The sequence below is a fragment of the Roseovarius aestuariivivens genome, assembly GCF_004761875.1.
In the GTDB taxonomy this organism is placed as follows: domain Bacteria; phylum Pseudomonadota; class Alphaproteobacteria; order Rhodobacterales; family Rhodobacteraceae; genus Roseovarius; species Roseovarius aestuariivivens.
Window position 1 is genome coordinate 675,754 of the sequence record NZ_SJEY01000001.1, and the last position, 24,490, is coordinate 700,243.

A 24,490-nucleotide genomic window follows, 5' to 3' on the forward strand; every position below is an offset into this window, starting at 1 on the left:
CGTCTTGGCGCGCGCCTCGGGCTTCGGTCGCGGTGTCTCAGCCTTCGTAGGCGTCCAGAAGCTGTTGTCCGGTCTCTCCGGCGTTTTCCTTCCACGTGTCGAGCATCTGCGCGCCGATGTCCCGCAGACCTTGGGTCAGTTCCTCGGACGGCTCGGCCACGGTGATACCGTTTTCCTTCAGGACCTTGGTCATCTCGGCGGCTTCCGACTTGCTCATTTCCCAGCCCCGTGTTTCGGCGGCTTTGGCGGCTTCGAGGACGGCGTTCTGCGTGTCTTCGTCCAAGCGGCGAAAGGCCCGCTTGTTAACTACGACGATGTTCTTCGGAATCCACGCCTGAATGTCGGTGTAATGCGACAGGAAATCCCACGCCTTGGAGTTCACGCCAGTCGAGGGCGAGGTGATCATCGCCTCGACGCGCCCGGTGCTGAATGCCTGCGGAATGTCGGGCACTTCCACCTGCGTCGGTGCGGCGCCTGCAAGACTCGCGAACTGCTCCAGCGTGGCATTGTAGGTGCGGAACTTGAGACCCGCCAGATCATCGACGGACGTGATTTCCTTGGTTGTGTAAAGCCCCTGCGGCGGCCACGGCACGGCATAAAGCGGCATCAGACCCTGTTCGTCCAGAAGCGCGGTGATCACATCCTCCTGTGCGGCCCAGAGCGCTTGGGCCTCGTCGTAGCTGGTGGCGAGGAAAGGGAGGGAATCCGCCCCGAATACCGGATCTTCATTCGCAAGCAAAGACAGGAAGAACTCACCGATTGGCACCTGCCCGCCGCGTACAGCCCGGCTGATCTCGGGGTGCTTGAAGAGCGATCCTGCGGAATGGATCTTGATCGCCAGATTGCCGCCGGTCGCCTCTTCAACGTCCTTGGCGAATTCCGCGATATTGACCGTGTGGAACGTGGCATCCGGGTAGGGCGTGGGCATGTCCCACGTTTCTGCCTTGGCCGGAAGGGCCAGTGCCGCAAATGCGATCGCCGCACCACCCAATGTTTGCATCATAGTCATCACATTTCTCCCTGCGAGTTATAAAACTACGGATTATTTGCAATACGTTTGCAATTCGTCAACGTTTTGTCAAGTTTGCTATGTAGTGAACATCTCGTTCGCGCGGTTCTTGCTTCAGAAGACCGGCCGTCTGGCCTCAAACTCGGGGAATTGTGCGATGGCTTAGGATATGAAAAAGTCAATGAAATCCCAGCGTTTCGCTAACAATAAATAGGCAGCATCATGGAAAAAACCCAACCGGAAAACCGCCGCATCGTGTCGTCGCGCCATCTTGCCGAAGGCGAGGGCTGGGAGTTGTCGGAATTCGAATTCGGCCTGATCATCGCGTACAACGCGTTTTCCCGCTGGATGACGCGCTGCATGGCCGCGGCCGGGCAGGGCGAGCTTAACCCGCTCGATATCCTGATTCTGCACAACACCAATCACCGCAACCGCGACAAGCGCCTGTCGGACATCTGTTTTCTGCTCAATATCGAGGACACGCACACCGTCAATTACGCGCTGCGCAAGTTGTCCAAGGCCGGTCTCATCGTCTCTGAAAAGCGCGGAAAGGAAGTTTTCTACCGCACCTCCGACGACGGCAGCGCGCTCTGCGAATCGTACCGCGACGTGCGAAGGCAATGTCTCTTGGATGCGTCCGGCGGCACCGGTCTCGCGGGCGAGGAACTGCGTGATATCGCCCGCATCTTACGGGGATTGTCCGGCCAATACGATCAGGCCAGCCGCGCGGCGGCATCCCTCTGAGAAGGCAAGGCGGTTTCCCGATTGGTCTGATTGCGACGAGGACGGGAGAGCAACCACAACAGGATCGAGCGGCTACGTATCTTCGCATTCGGCACAAGTCAGACCTTCATGTTCAGCGCTGCTAATGGCCGAATAGAGCCCAAAGTGGAATTGCTCGGCTGCTATTGCTCGCAGATGCAGCAATTACATCGACCGGTGAGGTTAGCCATGATGCAGCAAGAATAGCTGACATTCATTCGAAATGCAGTGAGCTTTCCGGTATCGATGTCCGAGCTTCGGACGAAGCAGGCCTTTGCCTTTGAGACGCCAACTGGTGCTTCCGGCGCTTGGCGCCAGCACCGGGTTCGAATCTCCGGATCCGTGAAGGCTGGTCCTCTCCATGATGAAGTTCCCTCGGGAAGACACTGTTATGGCCTATTTTGACCGGGGCTATGACCCAAGCGCGAATGTGCTTTGCAGGTTATGTCAAAAATGGTCCTGTCCGACCGCCTGCGCAATGCAGTTGCTGGCTTTTTGAAAGTCGACCCCGCTTAGGTGAGGTCTGCAGAAAAGCTACCATTGTCCGACATTGCCAAATCTTTGGACGAATATGGACACGTTTTGATCACAATAGCGCTTCAACCTTAGAGTGTTCGTGCGAGTGTTTTGAGTTTCTTTGAAGTTTTCCAGAAACTTTGGGCAGAGTTGACGTGAAAAACACCGCGACCAATCTGAGTGACTGCGACTTCGACTGGCTTTCGCCGGGCCACACATTGCTCTACGGGCAATACAAGATCGAACAACACTTGATCGGGGGTGGGTTCGGCATGACTTATCTCGCTCGCGACAGCCTTGATCGGATCGTCGTCATCAAGGAATGCTTTCCCAGCACGATCTGTCGCCGAGTGAACGGCGAAGTAAGACCACATAAAATCGAGCATCAGGAACCGTTCCAGAAAGTGATCCTCAGTTTCCTGCGCGAAGCCTTGCGCATGGCCAAGTTCGACCACCCGAACATCGTAAAGGTCCATCAGGTTTTCCAAGAAAACAATACTGCGTATATCGCAATGGATTTCGTGGATGGTATGGACCTGCTCACAATGCTGGAGGTCGATCCCGGTCGTATCACCGACGCGATGATTGAAACTCTTCTTCGCGATACGTTGAGTGCACTGGACTATGTACATGGGATGGGAATGCTCCACCGCGACATTTCCCCCGACAATCTTCTGACTGATGCAAACGATAAGCTGACCATCATAGATTTCGGTGCCGCCCGGGAGGAAATCAAACCTCAAACACGCGCGCACTCATATGTCATGGCGGTAAAGGACGGATACTCGCCGCATGAATTCTACTACACTGACGGCGAGCAGAAACCTTCGAGCGATATCTATTCGGTCGGGGCGACTTTTTACCACCTGATCACGGGCAGCCCGCCCCCCGATTGTCAAAAGCGTGTTGCCGCTTTGACGTCGGATATGCCGGATCCTTACAAGCCGCTTGTGGATGGGAACTGGGCCTTTGACGCCGCGTTTCTAAGTGCCATCGACAAAGCGCTTTTTGTTCCCCAAAAGGACCGCTTCGAGAGTGCGCAGGCTTGGCTCGACCACCTGGACAACGCGCAGCCAAACTCCAGTACTGTTGCGGACGATGCCTCTTCCGAAATGGCTGAGTCAGCTTTCGATACGCCTGCGCACCCCATCGCAGTGACCTCTTCGCCGCCCCAGAAAGACACCGAAGTGGAGGTAGAGCTCGCTTTGGATATTTCGTCTCTCGTGCAAGACACCAACACAAAACTCAAAGCGCCCCAGCCTAAGGAACAGATCAATTCTGTCCCGGAGGTGAATGAAAAGCCTGCTCCACTTGTAGATATCTTCGGTCAGCCGATCGAAGACCTAGAAAAATGGCTGAAAGAGCAAGACGAAAAGCCATGGCGCAAACGCGCCCTCGCCGCATCGGACTCCGTCACCCAGGAACAGCCAGAGCATGCATATGCAGAAGCCTCTGAACCCAGGCTTTTGCGCTTGTTTCGGAAGCTTTCGAGAATGCGGCACGGCGCCACCACATAGGCAAATGGACCGAAAGGAAGCAGTATGAAATTCATTCGAGATATCATCAGCGAAAAGCGCTGGATGGATCCGCACCTTAATGAGAAGTCCTTGGTCCCTGTCCCGGAGAACGAACCTGCACTGTCTGCGAGTTCGTATGGCAACTCCATCGCGGAACTCGAGACCGGCATGGTTGAAGCTAGTGAAAATCAATCCGATACAAAGGCGCACGAGCCGCTTAACGAGGATCATGACGGTAGCGCCAGAGGCATGGGTGTAAGCGACGAATTCGCAAACTTCTTTGACGAAAGCGAAGAGCCGGATGATTTCGAGGATTTTTTTGAGGACGCCGAGCCGGAAGTAAAAGCATGGCACGCGCCGGTCAGTTCCGATTCCGAGCATACGGAGGCGACCGAGGCCGAAAAGTCCGATGAAGCTGCCCCGGAAGCGGACCAAGAGGCCCTCTTGCCAAACCGCAAGGATCAGGCCCAGCGCGACTTCGACGGGAAAGACTACTCTCTGTTCGAGGTATTTCGGGAAGAGGGCATAACCGACGAACAAGTTGGGTCAGAAGCGGAAAGCCCGGACCAATCAGCATCCCTGACGACTCTCGATCATCTCCAGAAAGAGCAGGCCCCAGAAGATGATACCGCCACTGTAGCACCGCCACCGCCGGAGAGTTCCGCTTGGCCGCCGCAATCCACGCAACTGAACGCAGAATCTTCAGAGGCACAATCAGCGGCTCAATCTGCGTCAGCGCCAACCGGGAACATGCCGGAGCGCGTCGAGGTCCCGCAGCCTGCCGTTGGCCGCGGCGCGAGCCGACACGGACGTGTCAAGACCAGATTGTTGGGCTTCAACACAGCGATGGAAACCGACACTGACCCGATGGCGGAGAACGGACAGGCCAGTGCAGCGCCCTACACTTCGTTCCCGGTCGGGTGGCTTATTGTCGTCGAGGGCGCAGGCCGAGGTTCTGCTTTCACGCTTTTCCAAGGTGTCAGCACCATCGGACGCGGTGAAGGCCAGACGGTGCGCCTCGATTTCGGGGACAACAGCATCTCGCGAGAGAACCATGCTTCAATCGCCTATGACGCCAAGCGACAAGAGTTCTACATCGGCCACGGCGGCAAGGCAAACATCGTGCGCCGAAACGACCGGCCCGTGCTGAGCACGGAGGAGCTGGCGGCAGGTGATCTCATAACCATCGGGGAAACGACTCTGCATTTTGTCCCCTTTTGCTCCCCGGACTTTTCTTGGGAACAGAACAACGAAGCGGTGCAAGCCCATGCACAGCAGGGCTAATCTCGTCTTCGACACCGCGATGGTCACCGATCTGGGCCGCCGCGAACGTCAGGAGGATGCACTTGCGTCGGATTTTCCGTTCGGTCAGCCGTTCGGCTTTGTTGTCCTCGCGGATGGCATGGGCGGCCACGCGGCCGGAGATATCGCAAGCAAGATCGTGGTCACCGAAGTCTTCAGTGAACTGAAACTGCAATCGGGTGATCCGGAACTACTTGAGGCGCGCATTGGAGAGGTTCTCAAGGGTGCGGCTCGCAACGCCAATGACTGCATCCATCACTACGTTCGCCAACAACCCAAGGCGCGGGGCATGGGCGCTACATTGCTTGCATCTGTGCTTGTGGAAAACCGCCTATATTGGGTTTCGGTCGGAGATTCCCCTCTTTATCTTTTTCGCGACGGGACCCTGACACGTCTTAACGAAAACCACGCGCTTGCGTCGCAGATTGAATTTTTGGTGTCATCCGGGATCATGAGCCGTGCAGATGCGATACAGCATCCCGATCAAAGCTCTCTGACCTCCGTATTGATCGGTAGAGATATCGCCCAGATCGATTGTCCCGCGAAACCTTACACAATCCGGGAAGACGATATCCTGATTGCCGCGAGCGACGGGCTTCAATTCATCTCGGAAGAGCAGATCGAAGGTTTGCTGCGCTTTCAGGGAAAGAAACCTTCCGACGAAATCTGCGCGACGTTGACCCAGGAAATAAAGAAGCTCGACGATCCATGCCAGGACAACCTGTCGCTTTGCGTCATAAAGGTGACGAGCGAGGCGTCTCTAGCAAATGCCCGTGAAGACAAGGAAATCTTTACGCGTTCCAAGGACGAGAAAGGCGAAACCATTACGATCATGACCCGCTTCAGGCGCTCAAAGAACGCGGTCAGACAAGTATGATGCGGGGCTTCTAGTGAACAGCGCAGAACAAGTTAATCCTGTCATTGACGAGCTTGAACGTGTGCTTGGTCAAGACGACCTGCCGCCACCTTATCACCGTTGCGGCGCGCGTCTCTTGGGGCTTCTGAAGAGACCTGTGCAGGTCGTGGTCACGGGTCTTGCAGGCAGCGGCAAATCCAGGCTGATCGAGATGATGGTCGCTCGACCTGAAATCGGCCAGGCGAAAAGCGTGCCGGTCTTCGAGCTTACCTATGGTGAAACCGAGCAGGCCTTGATCGAACGCGCAGACGGCTCGGTGTCTTCTACCGCTGGCCTGCTGAAGTATTGCAGAATTCCCGAAGATGCCGTGCGCGCGCGCCAAGAGTTGCCGGACCCTCGGCTGATCCAGCAAGAGTTCGTGGAAATCGGCCTTTTTGGCACGGATGAAGAAAAGCGCTCGGCGCTCGGAGCAGCGGTTGCGCGAGCAGACCTGGTGATCTGGTGCAGTCAGGAGTTCGGCGAGGAAGAACAACATCTGTGGTCTCTCGTGCCGGATCAAATGAAGGATCATAGCGTCTTGGCCCTGACCATGGCGGAACAGCAGCTTATGCGCGGGATCCTGCAAAGCACCATTGATCGCCTGGAGCCTATCGTTGCTGACGAATTCCTCGGGCTTTTTCCGGTTGCGACGATCCAGGGCATCACCGCACGAACCAGCGCAGAGGTCCGGGACGAGGCACTGTGGTCGTCCAGCGGCGGGAAATCACTGGAAGAGCTGGTGTCGCGTCAGATCCGGCAAGGTCGGACCGCAGATATTGATCAGGCGCGGATTTTCATGGACCGCCTTTTAACAAAGCTGCCGCAACCGGCCCTTGCGGCCAACGCCGCAGGTGTCGCGTCGCCTGTAACGCCGTTGACCAAATGCCAAGCGGTCGACGCAGCCGTTTCGGCCGCATCAAGCGACAAACACTCCTTAGTTGTACAGTCGCAGGCAATTGATCTGTTGCAACGCAACGCGATCCGGATGCTGGACGCGCTGGAGGGGTCCGAAGAGCCCGATACTGACATGGTTCTGGATGGCTGTAAGGAGGCCATCAATTCGGTGACGGATCTCCTGGGGTCCGCAGACGGAGGAGATCCGGTGACCGACTCCTTGCAGGAGAATTTAAAGGAGGGTGAAGAGATGCTCATGCTGTTCCAGCTGGAGCGCGGAGAGGATGCCGCGCTCGATGCCGTGACGCTTGTGCTCCAAATCCGCAAGGAACTCACGGAAAAGATGAGCAACTAGATGAAGAGGCGATCAGAGTTGCCCGAAAACGTGTGCAACTATCACCAGAACTCCTTGCCACTCGCGCACCACGCATAAGGGGCAAAACAGAGCATTGCTTTGGCAGGGCGCATACAAAAACAGGTTTAGAATGAACATCGAAGCGAAAATGGAGACAGCGACGGAAATTCGGTCCACGGACGGTCCTTCCAACCTGCGGGCCGGGATGGAAGAGCTTGCTGACTTCGCGAAGGACGCAGCCGCATTAGAGGTCGCGCTGGATCAGCTAGAACTGATCACTGGCGAGGAGACGCGCAAACCGGTCCAGCGTCTCAAGAAAGACCTGGCGTCGTTCGAACCGCGTGTGACCGTCCTGGGCCAGGTCAAGGCAGGCAAGACGGCATTGATCAATTCCATCGCAGGATGGGCAGACCTGTTGCCCTCCGACGTCAACCCGTGGACGTCCGTCGTGACATCGCTGCACCTGTGCCCGGCCGAGGACCGTGGGGAAAACGGCGCCAGTTTCCGCTTCATGACCGAGGAAGAGTGGAATCGCCTGACCAACAAGGGCGGGCGGATCGGCGAGCTTGCAAACCGCGCCGGAGCAGAAGGCGAACTCAACAAGATACGGGACCAGATCGAAAAGATGCGCGCAAACGCCAAGGCGCGACTTGGGCGGAACTTTGAACTCCTCATGGGCCAGGAGCACGAGTACAGCTATTTCGACAAGAATCTGCTCGAACGTTACATCTGCCTCGGTGACGATTTCGATATCGGAACCCACGATGCAGTGACGGACGATCAGGGTCGCTTTGCCGATATCACCCGTTCGTCGGAGCTGTATCTTAATTGCCCGACCGTGCCGTTCCGCATGTGCATCCGCGACACGCCGGGTGTCAACGACACTTTCATGATGCGTGAGATGGTGACGATCCAGGCCCTGCGAGACAGCCGGATCTGTCTCGTGGTTCTTTCGGCCACGCAGGCTCTGACTTCGGTGGATATGGCGCTTTTGCGCATGATCTCGAACCTGAAATCGCGTGATGTCATCATTTTCGTAAACCGGATCGACGAATTACCGGATCCCGCCGCCCAGATGGTAGAGATCGAGGAAAGCATTCGCGCGACCCTCAAGACCAACAACGGCCCCGAGGACGCCGAACTTGTTTTCGGCAGTGCATACTGGGCCAACATGGCACTGACCGGAGAATTGGGCCGCATGCATGCGTCGAGCGCCGACGCGCTCCTGTCTTATACCAAGGCGGTGCTGGGAAGCACGACGATCGAAAAGGCGCCTTCGGACGTCATCTGGGAATTCTCCGGTTTGCCGCAGTTGATGGCGGCCGTGTCGAAACAAGTTATCACCAATCTTGGCAAGCCCTTTCTTTCCAAGGTCGCAGCCTCCGCCACCACGATCGCAACATCGCAACAGGCCACACAAATCGTGAAAATCGAAGGACACGATTTTGCAAGTGATATGAGCAAGGCGGACGTTCGCGCCGAATTTGATCGGCTCGCCAAGCAGCATGTCGAAGACCTCAACGAGAAACTGACACGGATTTTCGACAACTACAGCGACCGTGCCGATCGCGCTCATACGAATTTCATAGAGCGCGCCACGCATTCCCTTCTTGGTCATCTTGAGACCTACGGAGACGAGCATGTGTGGGAATACGACCCTGCCGGGCTCCGCATGTTGTTGCGCTCGGCTTATTTGTCGATGGGCAATCAGGCGCGCAAATCCGCACAAGCGATCTATGAGCAAGCCGTAAACGATACGGCCCAGCTTTTTTACCGTGGGTTTGGTCCGGCTGTGGAAGGCATTCAGCTTGCAGTGCCGAGCGTGCCGCAAATCCCCTCTCCGGTGTCGCTGGGCCAGACGATCGCCCTCGACTTCAATGACAGTTGGTGGACCGCATGGTGGCGGCGCACACGCGGCTACAAGGCCTTCGCAAAAAAGTTTCGCGACCTCATCAGCGCCGAGACGGAAGACTTCATGAGCCAGATGAAATTCGCGCAGGCGGCCGACATCCGGGCCGAACTCCTCAAGGAGCTCGAAAATTACCTGGAAGAACAGCGCAGCATCCTGCTCGATCTGTCCGCTGGCCCGGACCGCAAAGGCGATGCGCAACGGCTCTCCAACGCGTCTGGAAAGGAAAATCACGGCCAGATGCTTGATGGCACACTTGAAACACTGAGACGCTACGCGACATGACCAAGGAGACAACCGTGACCAACGATTTTCTGGGACACCAGCCCCGCAAGACCCGCCTGGCCCTCATGGGAGAATTCAGCGCCGGCAAGAGCACTTTGTCAAAGCTGTTTCTCGGCGATGATCCGTTGCCGATCAAGGTGACGGCGACACGCCTCCCGCCGGTCTTGATCAGCTACGGCGAAAGTGCTGCCTACGCGGTCGGTCATGATGGCACCGAAACACGGATCAAAACCGAAGAGATCGATCAGGTTGTGCTCGAAGAAACGCGCATGATTCGACTTTTCCATCCGTCTGATACATTGGAAATCTGCGACCTGATCGACATGCCGGGAATTTCGGACCCCAGCATGTCATCCGATGTTTGGATGTCGGTCATGGACGAGGTGGACAGTGTGATCTGGTGCACGCAAGCGACGCAGGCTTGGCGCCAGTCGGAAGCGGCGACCTGGGAGCAGATTGCCGAAAGCACCAATGGGCAGAACATCCTGCTTGTCACGCAGGTCGACAAGTTGCACTCCGAGCGTGACCTGAGCCGCGTCATGATGCGCTTGAAAAAGGAAACGGATGGGCTGTTCCAAAACATCTTTCCCATCTCGATCACCGAAGCGATTGCAGCCGGGGACGATGAGGCGAAGTGGAAGGCCAGCGGCGCTGCGGATTTCGTCAACGATCTCATTGAACGTCTGATGGCTGTAGCGTCGAAGCCGCATACCGCGCCGATCGCTGACTCCGCAGCCGAAGCGGCGGACACGAACGTCGCGCCACGTTCAGAGCCGCCCGGTCAAAGTGACGCCACTCAAACCCAAGCCGCGCCGCAAAAGACGGCTGCATACGGTGCCCAAAGCGTGATTCCCAAGCGCGTCCGTGTTCTGACCCAAATGCGTGGCCGGACCGAGCGCCCGACAAAGGCCAGCCTGGCTAACCGATAAAGATGCCTTGTCCTCATAGGAGAGCCCCATGACCCTTTCGGATCGCCTGGATGAATTGCGGCAAGCTGTGCCCGGCTGCACGCTTGCGTCGTTCGGCGACATCTCGACGGGACTCGCGTTGCGCACTAGCGCGTCGCGGCTCTACAAGCAGGACTACTTGGAAGAGGTTCTGCGCGAGGCGTCCCAGAACTTCGCCCTCTCGGACCTCATAACGGAAGACAATGATCTCGTCGTGGTCGCGACGCCGGACGAGGTGCGTATTTTCGTGCGCTCCAAAGCCGGAAACTCCGACATCTTGTGTTGCGTCTGCGAAAGTGCGTCGGATATTCCGCTGGTCGCCCAGTCCGCTCAAGAAATCCTGACCGAAATGGCGAGGGCGGCTTGATGCAATACGCAGCAACCGCCCACAAACTCGCCGACCAAGCAGCGATCGCTCGTCTGCGCGAAAAATTATTGCGTGTAACGACGTCCTGCGATGCGCTCCACGAAGAAAAATCGACATTGTCACAAGATTACGCCGCTTTGATCGCGCATTTGTCGCAGGAGATTGACGAAACAATACTGCCGCGCAAGTTCGCACTGTTTTCTGACGCCGGCATCGAAGCGACATTCGTGGTATCGAACCGACGCTTGATCGAATTGAAAATAGGCAAGAGAACAGTCGAGTTCGATACTGAGATGGATACCGACGCTGACACCGTTGCACGTGTTTGCGCAAGAGCGCTCAGAGCTCTGAGCCTGCGATCCGGCCCGCTGCGGGTGCGCCCGATCGGGCGCGCTACCAAAGTCAATAGGAACGGCGCCACATGCGCTGCCCGGCATCTTTTGGAATACAGCCGGCTGTCTCAGCTCCAGAACCGGCTGAAGACCTTCCTGAAGACAACGCATTCGAAATCTCTGGGATGGGTATACCACTCAGCTGATGGTCAGATCGTAAGCCATGATCCCGACAAAACAATCAGGGACCACCTCCACAAACTGCTCCAGAAGGTCATGTCCGAGAACGTTGGTTGCAGACGTCTTGGTCGCTTGGGAAGGGCAGGCCCAACATGTTCGGCATTCGAGATGGCAACGGATATACAAGTTTTGATTGCGGACGACGGCAATGATCGACTTCTTGCGGCAATCCCAACATCGCATCTAAGTAAAGCGCTGGCGCAGTGGAACCAGGTCTTTAAGCGCTCCAAGGCCTGACAGGTATATCCAGGACCACCTGCCCCTACTCAAAAAGCGGTACGAGGCCGTTCGGCTAATAATTTTTGCCTAGCTAGAAAGCCGCTGTTTTTGGATGGTTTTTCGAGTTCCAGAAGACGCCAATGAAGTTAGGTTCGCTTGCCACACCAAAGAATCCGGAAAGTTCGCATCTAAGATTTCTGAGGGTCTCGCAGCAAACGGCGGGCTTGGTTTCCGACCCAATTGTTATTGCCCCCAATTGTTATGGTCCAATGGCCGCTTCGGGGAAGGCGCGCTGCAGCACCACATGACATTCCAAGACTGGGTTGGGCAAATGAGTTCGATCTCGCCTTACCTGCATCAGGCAGCTTGGTCCCGCAACTCAGACTCTCAAGCAGACTGCAGCCAATGACTGCTTCCCGTCCCAATCGACTGATTGCTCGGCATGACCTCGTATAAAGTTACTTCACGCCCATTCTTTACCTTACGCCTGCCGCACCGAAACCTTTCAACTCTGTCATGATCTCGATGAGCTCAGTCGCCAGCCTGTTCAACATCATTACATCCTTTACCCAAGGCCCAAGTGATGTTCATGATCCACGGCTGAAGCGATAAGAGTACCTGAAACGTAAAGGAAGAATGCAGGGGCGATTTAAAGCCGCCTTACACGCGCTTGGCACGGCCTTTGACTCACGACCAAAACGCAACACAGGCCCCCGCCGGAACGGAGGCCTGTGCCAAGACTGTGAGCCCGGCATCTTCGCCGGGCGCTGCTTACCAGTTGTTGTAGGCGAGGAACTTGCCCGACATCTCGATCTTCACACGGTCGCCCTTGGGATGCTCGACCTTTTGCACCTGCATGTCGAAGTCGATGGCCGACATGATGCCGGTGCCGAATTTCTCTTCGATCAGAGCCTTGAGGGTGGGACCGTAGACGCCCACGATCTCGTAGAAGCGGTAGATGCAGGGGTCGGTGGGCACGGACTGTTCCCAGACCTTGGTGGGCGGCTCTTCGAGCACGCTGACGGCTTCCTGCGGCAGGGCCAGCGCGGTCGCGAGAGCCTCGGCCTTGTCCTTGGGGAAGCCGTTCATGCCCATGCAGGCGGAATGGGTCCAAACTGGGGACATGTCGATCTTCTCGGCGATCCCTTCCCATGTAAGGCCGGCCTGCTTCTTGGCCGACAGGATCATCACGGTCACGTCTTCCTTGGTCATCATGGTAGGTACCTCGAATGTGTCTTTCATTGCTTCTCTCCTCGTGAAGGTCGTTCAGGGCGCTTTCAGAGGCCCAGCTCTGTCAGTCCGGGGTGATCCTCCGGACGTTTGCCTTGCGGCCATCGAAACTTTCGCTCGTGTTCCGCGATGGGCACGTCGTTGATTGAGGCGTGGCGGACGGCCATGTAGCCGTGCGCGTCGAACTCCCAGTTCTCGTTGCCGTGTGCGCGAAACCATTGCCCCGCCTCGTCGTGCCATTCGTAGCAGAACCGCACGGCGATCCTGTTGCCGTCATGCGCCCAGATCTCCTTGATAAGGCGGTAGCCGTTTTCCTTGGCCCATTTGCGGGTCAGAAATTCTTCGACCTCGGCACGGCCATTGAGAAACTCGTCCCGGTTTCGCCAGCGCGTGTCGGGCGTGTAGGCAAGGGCGACGCGGGCCGGTTCGCGTGTGTTCCAGGCGTCTTCCGCCATGCGCACCTTCTTGACCGCGTCCTCGTAGCTGAAGGGCGGTAGTGGCGGGCGGCTGGTGTCCGTCGGCGACATCGCTGCGCGCCCTCAGGTATTGACGGCGCGCAGCAGCGGGCTGCTCTCGGTCTGCTCTTCGGTGGTCTCGGATGTGCCCGAGGCGTCGAAGCGCACGGTTTCGGGACGTACGTCATCCTGCTCGATCTTTTCACCGGCAAGTTCCTTGGAGCGTTTGCCGAGAAACTGCACAAGGTGGTTGCGGATCGCGTAGTAATTGGGATCCTCCACGATCTCGGTGCGGTTGCGCGGGCGGGGAATGTTGATCTCCACCGACTCTGCCACGCGGGCGAAGGGTCCGTTGGTCATCAGCAGGATGCGGTCGGCCAGCAGGATTGCCTCGTCGATATCGTGGGTAATCATGAACACGGTCTGTTCCGTCCCGCCCCAGATTTTCAGAAGCTCGTCCTGGATGGTGCCGCGCGTGAGCGCGTCGAGGGCGCCGAATGGCTCATCCAGCAACAGCAGCTTGGGGTGGTTGGCGAAGGCTCTGGCGATGGACACCCGCTGACGCATGCCGCCCGAAAGCTGGCTCGGCTTGCGATGCACCACATCGCCGTCAAGCCCCACCTTGGCGAGAAAATCCCGTGCAAGGGCCTCGACCTTGTCCTTGGACCAGTTGGGATAGCGCGCCTTCACGCCAAAGGTCACGTTCTTCAGCGCCGAAAGCCAGGGCAGCAGCGAATAGTTCTGGAACACAACGCCGCGGTCCAGAGACGGGCCGGAAACCTCGACTGCGTCCATCTTGACCACGCCCGAGGTCGGCTCTGCCAGACCTGCGAGAATGTTCATGATGGTGGACTTGCCGCAGCCCGAATGGCCGAGGATGCAGACGAACTCTCCCTGATCGACGCCGAAGGTGGCGTTTTCGAACACGGTCAGGGTACCTCCCTGACCGTCCGGGAATTGCTGTGTGAGCCGTTCTACACTTAGAAATGGCTTGGACATGGGGTTCTCCTTACTCTGCGTAGGCGACGGCGCGCTGCAGCACGCTGAAGGCTGCATCAAGCAGCATGCCCACCACCCCGATCATGAGGATCGAGAAGATCACGGAGGTGAGGTCGAGGTTATTCCACTCGTTCCAGACGTAGTAGCCGATGCCTGTCCCACCGACGAGCATCTCGGCAGCGACGATCACCAGCCAGGCGATGCCGATAGAGATGCGCATGCCCGTCACGATGGTCGGCGCGGCGGCAGGCAGGATGACGGTGAAGGCCGTCTTGAAGCTGCCAAGTTCATGCGTCCGGGCGACATTGACCCAGTCTGACCGCACCCCGGCCACACCGAAGGCGGTATTGATGAGCATTGGCCAGATCGAGCAGATGAAGATCACGAAGATCGCACTGGCCTCGGAATCCTGAATGATGAACAGCGCCAGCGGCATCCATGCCAGCGGCGAAATGGGCCGCAGTACCTGAATGAACGGGTTGAAGGCCTTGTAGGCGACCTGGCTCATGCCGATCAGGAACCCCAGAGGGATCGCGACAATCGCCGCGAGCGCGTAGCCGGTCAGGACACGGTAGATCGAATAGCCGATCTGAATGCCGATCCCCTTGTCGTTGGGGCCTGCGTCATAGAACGGATTGCTCAGTTGCTCCCACGCTTTGGCGAGGACATCCGAGGGCGGCGGCACACCGGCGCGTTCCTCTCCGAGACCCATCAGGCGCTCGTATTCCGTCAGCTCGGTTGCGGCTTTTTGGGCGGGGATCGCGGCCTCCCAGATAAGGAGGCCGCAGACGAGCATCAGGATCGAAAGGATCGCCGCTCGCTGATTTATGGAAAGGCTGCCCAACATGGCTTAACCTTTTCCGATTGGGAAGCTGCTGACATAGGCCTCCGGTTCTGCGGGATCGAAGGTCTTGCCCATGATGGTGTGCGACTTGTAGGTCACGTCGGGTGCGTCGTAGCCGAGTTCGTTCATTACCTTCTTGCAGTCCGCGGCAAGGTAGACCTGCTCGGCAACGGCCTTGTAGTCCACATCGCCCTCGATATAGCCCCAGCGCTTCATCTGGGTGAGAATCCAGACGCCCATCGAGTGCCAGGGGAACGGGTCGAAATCGATCCGGTCGGGAACCTTCTGCACCTCTCCGAGGCCGTCGGCGAAGGTACCGGTCAGCACCTGCTCGATGACGGGGACCGGCTGGTTGAGGTAGTTTGTTGGCGCAATCGCGGCCGAGATCTCTTTCCGGTTCTCCGGGTTGCTGGCGTATTGCGTCGCGTCGATGATCGACTTCAGAAGCGCGCCGTAGGTGTTGGGCAGCTCTTCGGCGAAGGAGAGTGGCGCGGCGAAGGCGCAGCACGGATGGCCCTGCCATATTTCCTTGGTCAGCACGTGGATGAAACCGATGCCTTCCCAGACGGCGCGCTGGTTGAACGGGTCGGGAGAGAGGTATCCGTCGAGGTTGCCTGCTCGCAGGTTCGCGACCATCTCCGGCGGCGGCACCACGCGGATCTGGATATCGACATCAGGGTCGAGGCCGAACTCGGCAACATAGTAGCGCAGCAGGAAGTTGTGCATCGAGTATTCGAACGGCACGCCAAAGGTGAAACCCTTCCACTGCTTCGGGTCGCGCTTGTCGAGATGCTCGTTCGAAAGAACGATGGCCTGCCCGTTGATGTTTTCCACGGCGGGCATGATGTAGGGTTCTGCCACCGATCCCGCGCCCAGGGTCATCGCCAGCGGCATGGGCGTCAGCATATGGCTGGCGTCGTATTCACCCGACAGCGACTTGTCGCGCGCCACGGCCCATCCGGCGGTCTTGATGACCTTGGCGTTCAGGCCATAGCGTTCATAAAAGCCCATCGGCTGCGCCATGATGATCGGCGTGGCGCAGGTGATCGGCACGAAGCCGATGTTGAGATCGGTTTTCTCGGGCGGTCCAAGCTCGTCGAGGATTGCCGCCTTGGCCTTGTCCAGCGGGAAGGCCGACGCGAGGGCACCGGCGAAAGTGGTGCCACCGAGCATACCCATGAAGGATCGGCGGCTCAGGTCGTTGTGACCGAAGACAGAGCGCACGACCGCGTTTTCCACGGCGCGCTCAAGCATCTGCTCGGACGACATTGTCTCCGGTTCCGCGTAGGTCTTGTCATGGCCGTGCCCGCTTAGGCAGCTGTCGCAACCACAATCGGCGCCATGCCGCAGGTCGGTCTTCTCGGAGAATGGATTTCCAAGGCTCTTTATCGTCATCGGCTGTCCTTTCACGAATGATGAGACCATCGTCGCGAAGTGCCGTGCCGCAGGGAAGTCCGGTGCTAAAATTTAAGCACATATTAAATATTGTTAAAAAACAATAACATAAATCCTATCTGCCATAGCGTTTTTTTACGAAATACAGTAATTTACGAAATTTCGCTACCTTGGGATCGGCGCGTCGGGTATTTCAGGAGGCATGACCTGCGAGAGCGCCAAGATTGATTCTTTCCTGACCGCCTTGCCCGAGCCGGCACTTGCCCTCGACACGACCACCGATACCGTCTTGGCCGCGAACGATGCGGCTTCACGCCTCTTGTTGGGCGCGCCGCATATGAATGCTGGGCGACGTTTTTCGTTCTTCCTCGGTGCATCGCTCCCGCGGTTCATCGTGTTCGTCGAAGAGGTCTTGTATCGCGGTGAAAGCTGGACCCGGGATGTGCCCATGCGGTCTGCGGACGGGCGCGACCTGCGCTGTGAGATCCGTGCGCGTGGTCTAAAAGCGCCCGAGGGATCGTTGCTTTTGCTGCTGACAGATCTGGATGCCTTCGAACACAGAACGGCGATTGCGGAGAACGCTGAGATGCATCGCAGCGGTCTTACGGAATGGAAGCGCGCCGAACGTTTCTTTGCCGAATTGGAACGTCAGAACCAGCTGATCCTGAACGCGGCGGGCGAGGGCATCTATGGGGTCAACGCCGAAGGCAAGACGACCTTCGTTAACCGCGCCGCGCGCGAGATGCTGGGATGGACTGCCGAAGACCTGCTTGGCCGCAACATCCACTCGATCATCCACCACCATCACCTGAACGGCGATGTTTACCCGGCACATGATTGTAAGATCTACGAGTCCTTTCGCTTCGAAAAGATCAACCGCGTCGAAGATGAGGTGTTCTGGCGCAAGGATGGCAAGCCTATCCAGGTCGAGTACGTCTCGACGCCGATCTACGATCAGCAGGTTCTGGTTGGTGCGGTCGTCATCTTTCGAGATATCACCCGTCGCAAGGAAAGCGAACGAAAGTTGCAGGAGGCGCTGCAAGAGGTGGAGTCCCTGCGCGACAAGCTGGAAGAAGAGAACGCCTACCTTCAGGAAGCGATCACCTCTGAACGGGCGCATCACGACATTGTCGGCGCGTCGGCGGCGATCAAGCAGATCCGCGCGCGCATCGATCTGGTCGCGCCCACCGATGCGAATGTTCTGATCACCGGAGAAACCGGCACGGGCAAGGCTCTTGTCGCGAGTGCGATCCACAAGGCTAGCACGCGCGCACTGCGGGCCATGATCCATTTCAAGTGCGGCAGCGTTTCAGCCGATGAGGTCGAGGCCGAGCTTTTCGGTCAAGTCCGTGGCGCCTTTCCCGGTGCCGTCAGAGACAAGCCCGGCAAGCTGGAGCTTGCCCATGGCGGCACGATTTTTCTGGATGACATATCCGAGTTGCCCGTAGAGACCCAGGTTCGGCTTGCACAGACTCTGCAGGACGGATCGGTCACGCGTCTTGGCGACACGCGCGCACGGCATCTGGATGTGCGGGTCATCTCCGCCATGACGGGACATTCGGCAAAAATGGTGAAGTCCGGTAAGTTGCGCGAGGACCTACTGTTCCTACTGAACGTATTTCCAATTGAATGCGTCCCGCTGCGAGATCGGCTTGGGGACATCCCGTCGCTCAGCACGCATCTGCTTGAAATATCCTGCCGGCGCCTGAACTTGCCGATGCCCAAGCTGACGGAGAGGGCCGTGGCGCAGTTGATGGATTATCACTGGCCCGGGAACGTCCGCGAGCTGCGTAACGTGATCGAACGGGCCGCCATCGTGTCGGGCGGCGGCAAGCTGGTGGTCGAATTGGGGTCCGAGAGATCAGGCCCGAGCCGGAACGACGAGCTGATACGGACCGAGGCCGAGATGCAGCAGATGATCAGGCACAATATCCTTGCCTGCCTGAGGGAAGCCGGCGGCAAGGTCGCGGGCCCGGGGGGCGCGGCGGAACTTTTGGGGATTCAGCCCACAACGCTTTATTCAAGGCTGAACCGGTTCCGGATCGCGGCGGATGAGTGGAAAGACACGGTCTGAAGGCCGCTCGGCCACGACCGTCGCGCGCAATGCCCAGTTTTGCCTGAGTACGGCATAGCGATTTAACTGAGGAAGGGGCGCTTTTTCCGTCTACAAGCCGGTGCAATATTCCATTGACACAGGTTTCTTCGACCGGCCACCCTTGTCGAGTATATCCTTGATGGAGTGAGGGATGAGTTTTTCAACCAAAACAATATATTTAGGTGTCATTACAAGCCTTTTGCCGATCATGGCCCAAGCCGACTGTGTTGAACTGGACGCAGCCGGTTCTGCCGTTTTGTGCACCGGGGCCGATCCAGACGGCTACGTTTCCGTCTTCCCCGGGGTGAACGTCCAGGTCTTCGGTCAGGTCTTCAGTCCCGCTGACGCGCTGGCTCTTTTCGGACCTGGTCCCACAGTGACGAATATGGGAAGCATCCAAGGCACCGATGACGGAATTTTCGCCCCGACGAATCTGAGCCTTACGAACGTGGGAACCGTATTTGCAGGTGCCGGGGCCGCGGTCGCCACCACTTCGGGCGCAGAAATTGACAACTTCGGCACCCTTACCGGGGCCGCCGGTGAGGCAATCACGTCGCTGTTGGATCTAAATCTTTCCAACCTGGCCGGTAAAATAGAGTCGATTGCAGGCGCTGAAACAATTTCGGCTGGCACCAATGCCTTGATTGTAAACAGCGCGGGCGGACAGATAACCAGCAACATCGGGACCGCCGTTCATGCGTCTTTTCACTTAGATTTGCAGAACAGGGCAACTTCAAACATTACCAGCAAGACCGGTACGGCCGTCGAGGCCGGGTCCTTCGCTGCGATGACGAACTCCGGAACGATCGACGGCTTCTTAGGCGGCGTGTCTCTGGGGATGTCTTCAAACCTGACCAACCAGTTGCTGGGAAGGATCAAGAGCTCATTAGGTCCAACAATTGAGGGATCCGGCCGAGTTACGATTACCAACCGCGCCGGAGCCACGATCGAAAACGAGCGAATTGGCCCAGCAATCTTGCTGAGACAGGCCGACGGCAGCCTGGTGACGAACGGCGGCACGATCGAGGCAAACGACGGTCCGGTTCTCGACCTCGGTGCCAGCGGCAGCCTCCGCTTCGAAAACGAGTTCTCCGGGGAGGTCGTCAACCGGCTGGGCGATGGTGTTCTTGTCCGTGCCGGTCAATTCGACCTTCGCAATGCCGGCCTGATCCGCACGGAAGGGGATGCCGTTCGGCAAACCGGCGGAATGCTGGACATGACGAACGAGACGAACGGGAGGATCATCAGCGATGCGGCAACGGCTATCGTTGCTGAAGATACTCTTATCACCAATCGAAAAACCGCCGTGATCGAGGGCGAGCAGACCGCTATTCGTCTCTCCGGCGGAACCATCAATAACGAGGGGCATATCGAAGCGCGTGACGTCGGACGCACCGGCACCGCTATTGTCGTCGAGCGGTCGGCAGATGACGTTACGGTGAACAACCGCGGCGAAATCGCCGGTACTACGGGTATTCGGTTCGATGCGCGGCATGCCGGAGACCGACGCATCCATAACGCAGGCCGGATCTTGGCTGGCACGGGACCGGCCATCGATTTCGCTTCGGGTCTGGGCCACAGCATTCTGCTTCTGGAAGACGAAAGTGAGATATCCGGAAATGTGATCTTTGGCGGGTCCGACGACGAACTTCGTATTTTCGACATTTCCTCTCGCAAATTGATCGATGGCTTTTTCGACGGCGGGGCGGGATATGATCGCCTTATCTTCTCAGGTACCTACGAGGCGGCAGATTTCCTCTCTTTCGCGTTTTTCGACCAGTTCACGGTCGGTATCGACTTCCGAACCGAACGGGGCGATGTCCTTTTCGGGACGTTCCGGAATTTCGAGCTGTTCGAGTTTGGCGGCGTTGAGAAATCTTTTGCGGAGTTGCGCGCGATGAACGTTGCGCCCGTGCCGCTGCCAGCCGCGCTGCCCATGCTGCTCGCGGGATTGGCGCTTCTCAGACTCCTTGCAGGTCGTCGCAGCCGACAAGCCCACAACGCGGCTTTTAGATAACCTCGGTTAATGGGTAGATGTCTTGGACAAGGGCTGCGGTTGTCAGGCCCTTTATGGCATTTTCTTGAGAATGTTCACACGAGACACGTTGCAATCTGTGAGTGACCGGTCAGTTTGCCACCATGGCTTGAAGTTATTGGACTGAAGGCTCCGTCGTCGCTTCTCATAGCGTGAACATCATATCCGCGTGTCAGGCATATTTGTGTCGATCCAGAGAAAGCGACCTACGTAGTTACAACTCCATTCCTGTAGGTCATTTCACAATCACGCCATGGCAGCGTTTTTCGTAGAAGAGCGAAGACGCAGCACAAGTCGAAATGGCCATGCAATGCTGCAACACTTGGCCCGGAAATCGTCAAAGTTGCGTTTAAGTCGATCAACCGAGGCCCGGAGATGCGTATTTCAATGAGCTATGACACCAAATCGTCTAGGCATCCCGCCAAGAGTTAACAATCGACCGGCAAGAGCGTTGGACCCCATTCTTCACTATCTGAAAAGATGTTCTGCGGCCCTGGCTTTCGCAGCAGCGTCGGCGTGCCCACCTTCCGCATTCGCGGATGAAACGCATGTGGCTTACCACTTGCTTGGCGTCACAGAGTTCGAGCCGACCGAACTTCTGACCTATGCCACGACACTGACCCACCAACGGTATGGTGTCGTGACGCCAGAGCATCTGGCAGAAATGATCGAGGTCATCTATCTCGAAGACGGCTATTTCCTGGCCGAGGTTTTTCTCACCGGTGACGGCACAACGCTGATTGTCGATGAAGGGGAGATCGGCGAGATCTCGATCGAGGGCGTTGACGAGGATCATTTTAAGCTGATCAGTGCCTACACCCGACCGCTTTTGGCCAAGAGGGGCGTCACGCAGCCCGAGTTTGAACGCGCGATCATGCTGGTGGAAGACATCGGATCCGTTTCCGCCAATGCCGAGATCGATTACCCTGAGGGTTCGCCACAGGCGAGATTGCGCGTCATAGGACGGAAAGAGGACACGTCCTATGGATCCTTGACGCTTGATCACCCGGCGCGTCGCCTCGGTGACGCGGCGACCCTGACCTTTTCCCAGACCATACTGGATCTCGCAACGGCGGGAGATCTTTTTCGGATCGAAGCCTCTGCGACAAGCGATTTCGCAGGGGATGACAGCGCTTGGGGTGCTGTGACCTATCGCAGGCCACTGGGCGGGTCGGGACTTTACGGCGAAGGCTATCTGGGGACCGTCACCGCGCGTCGCGACACGTCAGGCCTGTTGCAGCAGACCGATATCGAGGGACAAACCGCGATCCTTGCTCTGGGCTACCCGGTCTTGCGGGATGTCGAAACCTACGGGTACACGCTTTTCGAACTACGCCATGCGGGCACGGACGTCGACGTTGCAGGGCGCGCCTTCGACAGTGCGGTGTCTACCGCGTCCGCGTCGTGGATTTTCGGGCGCACATTGCCGGGCGGCGGTGCTTACGAGTATGCGATTGATATGTCCGTGGGACAGCAGACGGAGAAACCCGCCGGTATAGACAACGGAAATGAGGGTTTCGCCTTTCTGCGCTTTGGCGCGGGATATGAACATCCCATCGGCCTCTTCGGCCCGAACAGCACGATCCGCGCGGAATTCTGGGGGCAGTATTCCAACAGCCGCCTGCCGTCGATCGAGGAGTTCTATCTTGGCGGCCGGGACGCCGAACGCGGATACCTCTTCGCCGAAGCGACCGGCGATAGCGGATATTCAGCGATGATTGAGGTAAGCCGGGACATCTTTCCCGCCTCTGACGCGATTGAGCGCGTCCGGCCCTTTGCGTTCTTCGATTTCGGATTTGTCAAAAACAACCGGCCCGGCGTCGGCGAGCTCGATGACAAGCACCTTGCCTCGGTCGGGCTTGGTCTGGATCTGGAGTTTCCCGAGGGCCTCCTCGCGCACAGCTATGTTGGCGTGCCGCTCAACGATGGCCCAAGCACGGACGCCGGCGATGCCGCGTTCTATCTAGGTATAACGAAAAGCTGGTAGCGACTCATGCGACGCATTCTGATTGCCCTTTCCGCAGCTGCATTTATCCCGCCGACTCTCGGCAACGCGACAGGTAATCATCTTGGTTGGTGTCAAGGCGTCGGCAACCAGCACGCCGGAGCCAATTGCGGAGCGCCGGCGCCCAGTAATACACCGCCCACTGGCACCGGGCCAGTTCCGACGTCGAACGAATTACCACCCGGCACGCCGGAGCCGATCAGGATTTCGCCCAATCCGGTGACAACAATCACCGGGACATCGCCGGTCCCGCAGGTCCAGGGAACACCGGGACCAACAATCACGGGCTCTCAACCGCAGGTCATCACGATCACACCGAATGCACCGCAGACCTTCACCGGCACGGGACCGGTGCCGCCGATTCAGGTGCTGCCAACGCCGTCATTCACCGGGGGTCAGCCACAGACCATCACGATTGTGCCAAATCCGCCGACGGTGATCACAGGAACAACGCCCTCTATACCGATTCAAACGCAACCCTCTCCTTCCTTTACAGGTGGACAGCCTCCAACCATCACGATCATTCCGAATGCACCGCAGACCTTCACCGGCACGGGACCGGTGCCGCCGATTCAGGTGCTGCCAACGCCGTCATTCACCGGAGGTCAGCCACAGACCATCACGATTGTGCCAAATCCGCCGACGGTGATCACAGGAACAACGCCCTCTATACCGATTCAAACGCAACCCTCTCCCTCGTTTACTGGCGGGCAGCCTCCAACCATCACGATTACCCCAAACGCACCGCAGACCTATACAGGTACATCACCCGTGCCCCAGATTCAGGTTTTGCCAACGCCTTTATTCACCGGCGGTCAGCGACAAGTGGCTCCCAATCCTGTGCCGAACGCCACGCCACAGCAGGTGCCGAACCGCGTTCCGCAAGCCACCCCGCAGGCGACACCCCAGGCCACGCCGCAGATCGTCCAGACGCCGAACGCCACGCCGCAGCAGGTGCCGAACCGCGTGCCGCAGGCCACCCCGCAGGCGACACCCCAGGCCACGCCGCAGATCGTCCAGACGCCGAACGCTACGCCGCAGCAGGTGCCGAACCGCGTGCCGCAGGCCACCCCGCAGGCGACACCCCAGGCCATACCCGGCACTATTGTCGCGCATGGTATAAATTCGCGGCCCGTGCCCGTACCGGGTCAAATTCCAGCTGCACGTCCTCAGCCGACAGCGCATTTGGTGCCGATACCGCTGCCGAATATGACGCCTCAGGCTGTCGCAACACCGCAAACCGCGCCGAAACAACGTGTGGTGGCCGTCCCGACACCGGCCACTGTTTTCATTCCAAGACTTATATCGCACAAAGGTCCGTATCAGCCTCCGGCCTTCGTGCCCCAGGTCACTCCGGGGCGGATGCCAATGCTGGTTCCGCAAACAGAGCCTCAGAGGCAACCTGTTGCGCGACCCGGTCTCGTGCCTGTGACACCGTCGCAACGGCCCCAAGCAAGGCCGCAGGGGAACCCGTCCATCGTCCAATTGGCTCGACCCAAGCCGCGCCCCAAAAACGAGGCTTCGATCACGACAACGGTTCAACCCCGGGTCGTTCATCGTGCTGAGGTCCATAGCCCTGCCCAGGGCGTCGAGCACATCACCCGGAAAACGGGCCGACAGGCGCAGCACGACACACCACGTTTTTCCGGACGAGATGGTAAAGTCTGGCGATGTGTGGCGAGCGGACATGGCAAGCGTCGCAGCATTGTCGACGGCGAAGTCGAGACAGCGGGAGCCCTGCGTCACGTGGGCGCCGTGGACGTGCTCGGCCGTGATCTGCCCGCCTTGCACCCAAGGCGCAACGATTGCCTCATCTCGGTCAAACGCCGAAAAGACTAGGGGGTGATTAAGTTGACAGATCGCAATCCGGGAGATTGTCAAAA

At 58.1% G+C, this 24,490-nt stretch carries 19 protein-coding genes; 13 read left to right on the top strand and 6 right to left on the bottom strand.

Annotated elements, in window-relative coordinates; all coding sequences use genetic code 11:
• Positions 1-37: 37 nt before the first annotated feature.
• Entirely contained in the window at positions 38-1,009 is a 972-nt protein-coding gene (locus EZV60_RS03300; RefSeq protein WP_135502087.1) for a TRAP transporter substrate-binding protein, read from the bottom strand.
• A 222-nt stretch (positions 1,010-1,231) separates the two neighbouring features.
• On the opposite strand from EZV60_RS03300, the gene EZV60_RS03305 reads away from it, so the two are divergent.
• The 9 genes from EZV60_RS03305 (at position 1,232) to EZV60_RS03345 (ending at position 11,567) form a co-directional block, all read left to right on the top strand.
• Positions 1,232-1,753, top strand: a complete 522-nt coding sequence (locus EZV60_RS03305) for a winged helix DNA-binding protein (RefSeq protein WP_135502089.1) — start codon at positions 1,232-1,234, stop codon at positions 1,751-1,753.
• Between the two features lie 689 nt (positions 1,754-2,442).
• Positions 2,443-3,804, top strand: a complete 1,362-nt coding sequence (locus EZV60_RS03310) for a serine/threonine protein kinase (RefSeq protein ID WP_135502091.1) — start codon at positions 2,443-2,445, stop codon at positions 3,802-3,804.
• Between the two features lie 24 nt (positions 3,805-3,828).
• Positions 3,829-5,088 carry an FHA domain-containing protein gene (locus EZV60_RS03315; RefSeq protein WP_135502093.1) on the top strand — a complete coding sequence of 420 codons (1,260 nt, stop codon included), beginning with the start codon at positions 3,829-3,831 and terminating at the stop codon, positions 5,086-5,088.
• A gap of 19 nt (positions 5,089-5,107) precedes the next feature.
• Positions 5,108-5,983, top strand: coding sequence for a PP2C family protein-serine/threonine phosphatase (locus EZV60_RS03320; RefSeq protein ID WP_245306183.1), 876 nt, complete (start codon positions 5,108-5,110; stop codon positions 5,981-5,983).
• A gap of 115 nt (positions 5,984-6,098) precedes the next feature.
• Positions 6,099-7,250 (top strand): hypothetical protein, encoded by a 1,152-nt coding sequence (locus tag EZV60_RS03325; protein ID WP_167853448.1) that lies wholly within the window; start codon positions 6,099-6,101, stop codon positions 7,248-7,250.
• A gap of 130 nt (positions 7,251-7,380) precedes the next feature.
• Positions 7,381-9,444 carry a dynamin family protein gene (locus EZV60_RS03330; protein ID WP_135502097.1) on the top strand — a complete coding sequence of 688 codons (2,064 nt, stop codon included), beginning with the start codon at positions 7,381-7,383 and terminating at the stop codon, positions 9,442-9,444.
• 14 nt (positions 9,445-9,458) lie between these two features.
• A complete protein-coding gene (locus EZV60_RS03335) occupies positions 9,459-10,373 on the top strand; it encodes a dynamin family protein (RefSeq protein WP_245306184.1) in 915 nt (304 codons plus the stop codon).
• 28 nt (positions 10,374-10,401) lie between these two features.
• A complete protein-coding gene (locus tag EZV60_RS03340; RefSeq protein ID WP_135502101.1) occupies positions 10,402-10,758 on the top strand; it encodes a hypothetical protein in 357 nt (118 codons plus the stop codon).
• The gene (locus tag EZV60_RS03345) at positions 10,758-11,567 is read left to right on the top strand and encodes a hypothetical protein (protein ID WP_135502103.1); all 810 of its coding nucleotides are present in this window, start codon (positions 10,758-10,760) and stop codon (positions 11,565-11,567) included. Before EZV60_RS03340 ends, EZV60_RS03345 begins: the two co-directional genes overlap by 1 nt.
• Positions 11,568-12,320: 753 nt before the next feature.
• On the opposite strand, the gene cynS is transcribed toward EZV60_RS03345, so the two are convergent.
• From cynS to EZV60_RS03370, 5 genes are read right to left on the bottom strand one after another with little or no spacing between them, the layout of a single operon-like run.
• On the bottom strand, positions 12,321-12,791 hold the full coding sequence (gene cynS / locus EZV60_RS03350) for a cyanase (RefSeq protein ID WP_245306185.1): 471 nt from the start codon (positions 12,789-12,791) through the stop codon (positions 12,321-12,323).
• A gap of 35 nt (positions 12,792-12,826) precedes the next feature.
• Positions 12,827-13,306, bottom strand: a complete 480-nt coding sequence (locus EZV60_RS03355; RefSeq protein WP_135502105.1) for a nuclear transport factor 2 family protein — start codon at positions 13,304-13,306, stop codon at positions 12,827-12,829.
• 12 nt (positions 13,307-13,318) lie between these two features.
• A complete protein-coding gene (locus EZV60_RS03360; RefSeq protein ID WP_135502107.1) occupies positions 13,319-14,233 on the bottom strand; it encodes an ABC transporter ATP-binding protein in 915 nt (304 codons plus the stop codon).
• Positions 14,234-14,243: 10 nt separating this feature from the next.
• A complete protein-coding gene (gene ntrB / locus EZV60_RS03365) occupies positions 14,244-15,080 on the bottom strand; it encodes a nitrate ABC transporter permease (RefSeq protein WP_245306186.1) in 837 nt (278 codons plus the stop codon).
• Positions 15,081-15,083: 3 nt separating this feature from the next.
• The gene (locus EZV60_RS03370) at positions 15,084-16,472 is read right to left on the bottom strand and encodes a CmpA/NrtA family ABC transporter substrate-binding protein (protein WP_135502109.1); all 1,389 of its coding nucleotides are present in this window, start codon (positions 16,470-16,472) and stop codon (positions 15,084-15,086) included.
• 202 nt (positions 16,473-16,674) lie between these two features.
• Between EZV60_RS03370 and EZV60_RS03375 the strand changes: the two genes are divergently transcribed.
• The 4 genes from EZV60_RS03375 (at position 16,675) to EZV60_RS03390 (ending at position 24,446) form a co-directional block, all read left to right on the top strand.
• Positions 16,675-18,546, top strand: coding sequence for a sigma 54-interacting transcriptional regulator (locus EZV60_RS03375; protein WP_135502111.1), 1,872 nt, complete (start codon positions 16,675-16,677; stop codon positions 18,544-18,546).
• A gap of 172 nt (positions 18,547-18,718) precedes the next feature.
• The gene (locus EZV60_RS03380) at positions 18,719-20,584 is read left to right on the top strand and encodes an autotransporter outer membrane beta-barrel domain-containing protein (RefSeq protein ID WP_135502113.1); all 1,866 of its coding nucleotides are present in this window, start codon (positions 18,719-18,721) and stop codon (positions 20,582-20,584) included.
• Positions 20,585-21,152: 568 nt separating this feature from the next.
• Positions 21,153-22,589 carry a ShlB/FhaC/HecB family hemolysin secretion/activation protein gene (locus EZV60_RS03385; protein WP_167853449.1) on the top strand — a complete coding sequence of 479 codons (1,437 nt, stop codon included), beginning with the start codon at positions 21,153-21,155 and terminating at the stop codon, positions 22,587-22,589.
• Between the two features lie 6 nt (positions 22,590-22,595).
• Complete coding sequence (locus EZV60_RS03390) at positions 22,596-24,446, top strand: hypothetical protein (protein ID WP_135502117.1); 1,851 nt, start codon at positions 22,596-22,598, stop codon at positions 24,444-24,446.
• Positions 24,447-24,490: the final 44 nt, after the last annotated feature.

Coding starts and splice junctions, on each gene's coding strand:
- EZV60_RS03300 (WP_135502087.1), bottom strand. CDS start 1,009: ATGACTATGATGCAAACATTGGGTGGTGCGGCGATCGCATTTGCGGCA.
- EZV60_RS03305 (WP_135502089.1), top strand. CDS start 1,232: ATGGAAAAAACCCAACCGGAAAACCGCCGCATCGTGTCGTCGCGCCAT.
- EZV60_RS03315 (WP_135502093.1), top strand. CDS start 3,829: ATGAAATTCATTCGAGATATCATCAGCGAAAAGCGCTGGATGGATCCG.
- EZV60_RS03320 (WP_245306183.1), top strand. CDS start 5,108: ATGGTCACCGATCTGGGCCGCCGCGAACGTCAGGAGGATGCACTTGCG.
- EZV60_RS03330 (WP_135502097.1), top strand. CDS start 7,381: ATGAACATCGAAGCGAAAATGGAGACAGCGACGGAAATTCGGTCCACG.
- EZV60_RS03340 (WP_135502101.1), top strand. CDS start 10,402: ATGACCCTTTCGGATCGCCTGGATGAATTGCGGCAAGCTGTGCCCGGC.
- EZV60_RS03345 (WP_135502103.1), top strand. CDS start 10,758: ATGCAATACGCAGCAACCGCCCACAAACTCGCCGACCAAGCAGCGATC.
- cynS (WP_245306185.1), bottom strand. CDS start 12,791: ATGAAAGACACATTCGAGGTACCTACCATGATGACCAAGGAAGACGTG.
- EZV60_RS03355 (WP_135502105.1), bottom strand. CDS start 13,306: ATGTCGCCGACGGACACCAGCCGCCCGCCACTACCGCCCTTCAGCTAC.
- EZV60_RS03360 (WP_135502107.1), bottom strand. CDS start 14,233: ATGTCCAAGCCATTTCTAAGTGTAGAACGGCTCACACAGCAATTCCCG.
- ntrB (WP_245306186.1), bottom strand. CDS start 15,080: ATGTTGGGCAGCCTTTCCATAAATCAGCGAGCGGCGATCCTTTCGATC.
- EZV60_RS03370 (WP_135502109.1), bottom strand. CDS start 16,472: ATGACGATAAAGAGCCTTGGAAATCCATTCTCCGAGAAGACCGACCTG.
- EZV60_RS03375 (WP_135502111.1), top strand. CDS start 16,675: ATGACCTGCGAGAGCGCCAAGATTGATTCTTTCCTGACCGCCTTGCCC.
- EZV60_RS03380 (WP_135502113.1), top strand. CDS start 18,719: ATGAGTTTTTCAACCAAAACAATATATTTAGGTGTCATTACAAGCCTT.
- EZV60_RS03390 (WP_135502117.1), top strand. CDS start 22,596: ATGCGACGCATTCTGATTGCCCTTTCCGCAGCTGCATTTATCCCGCCG.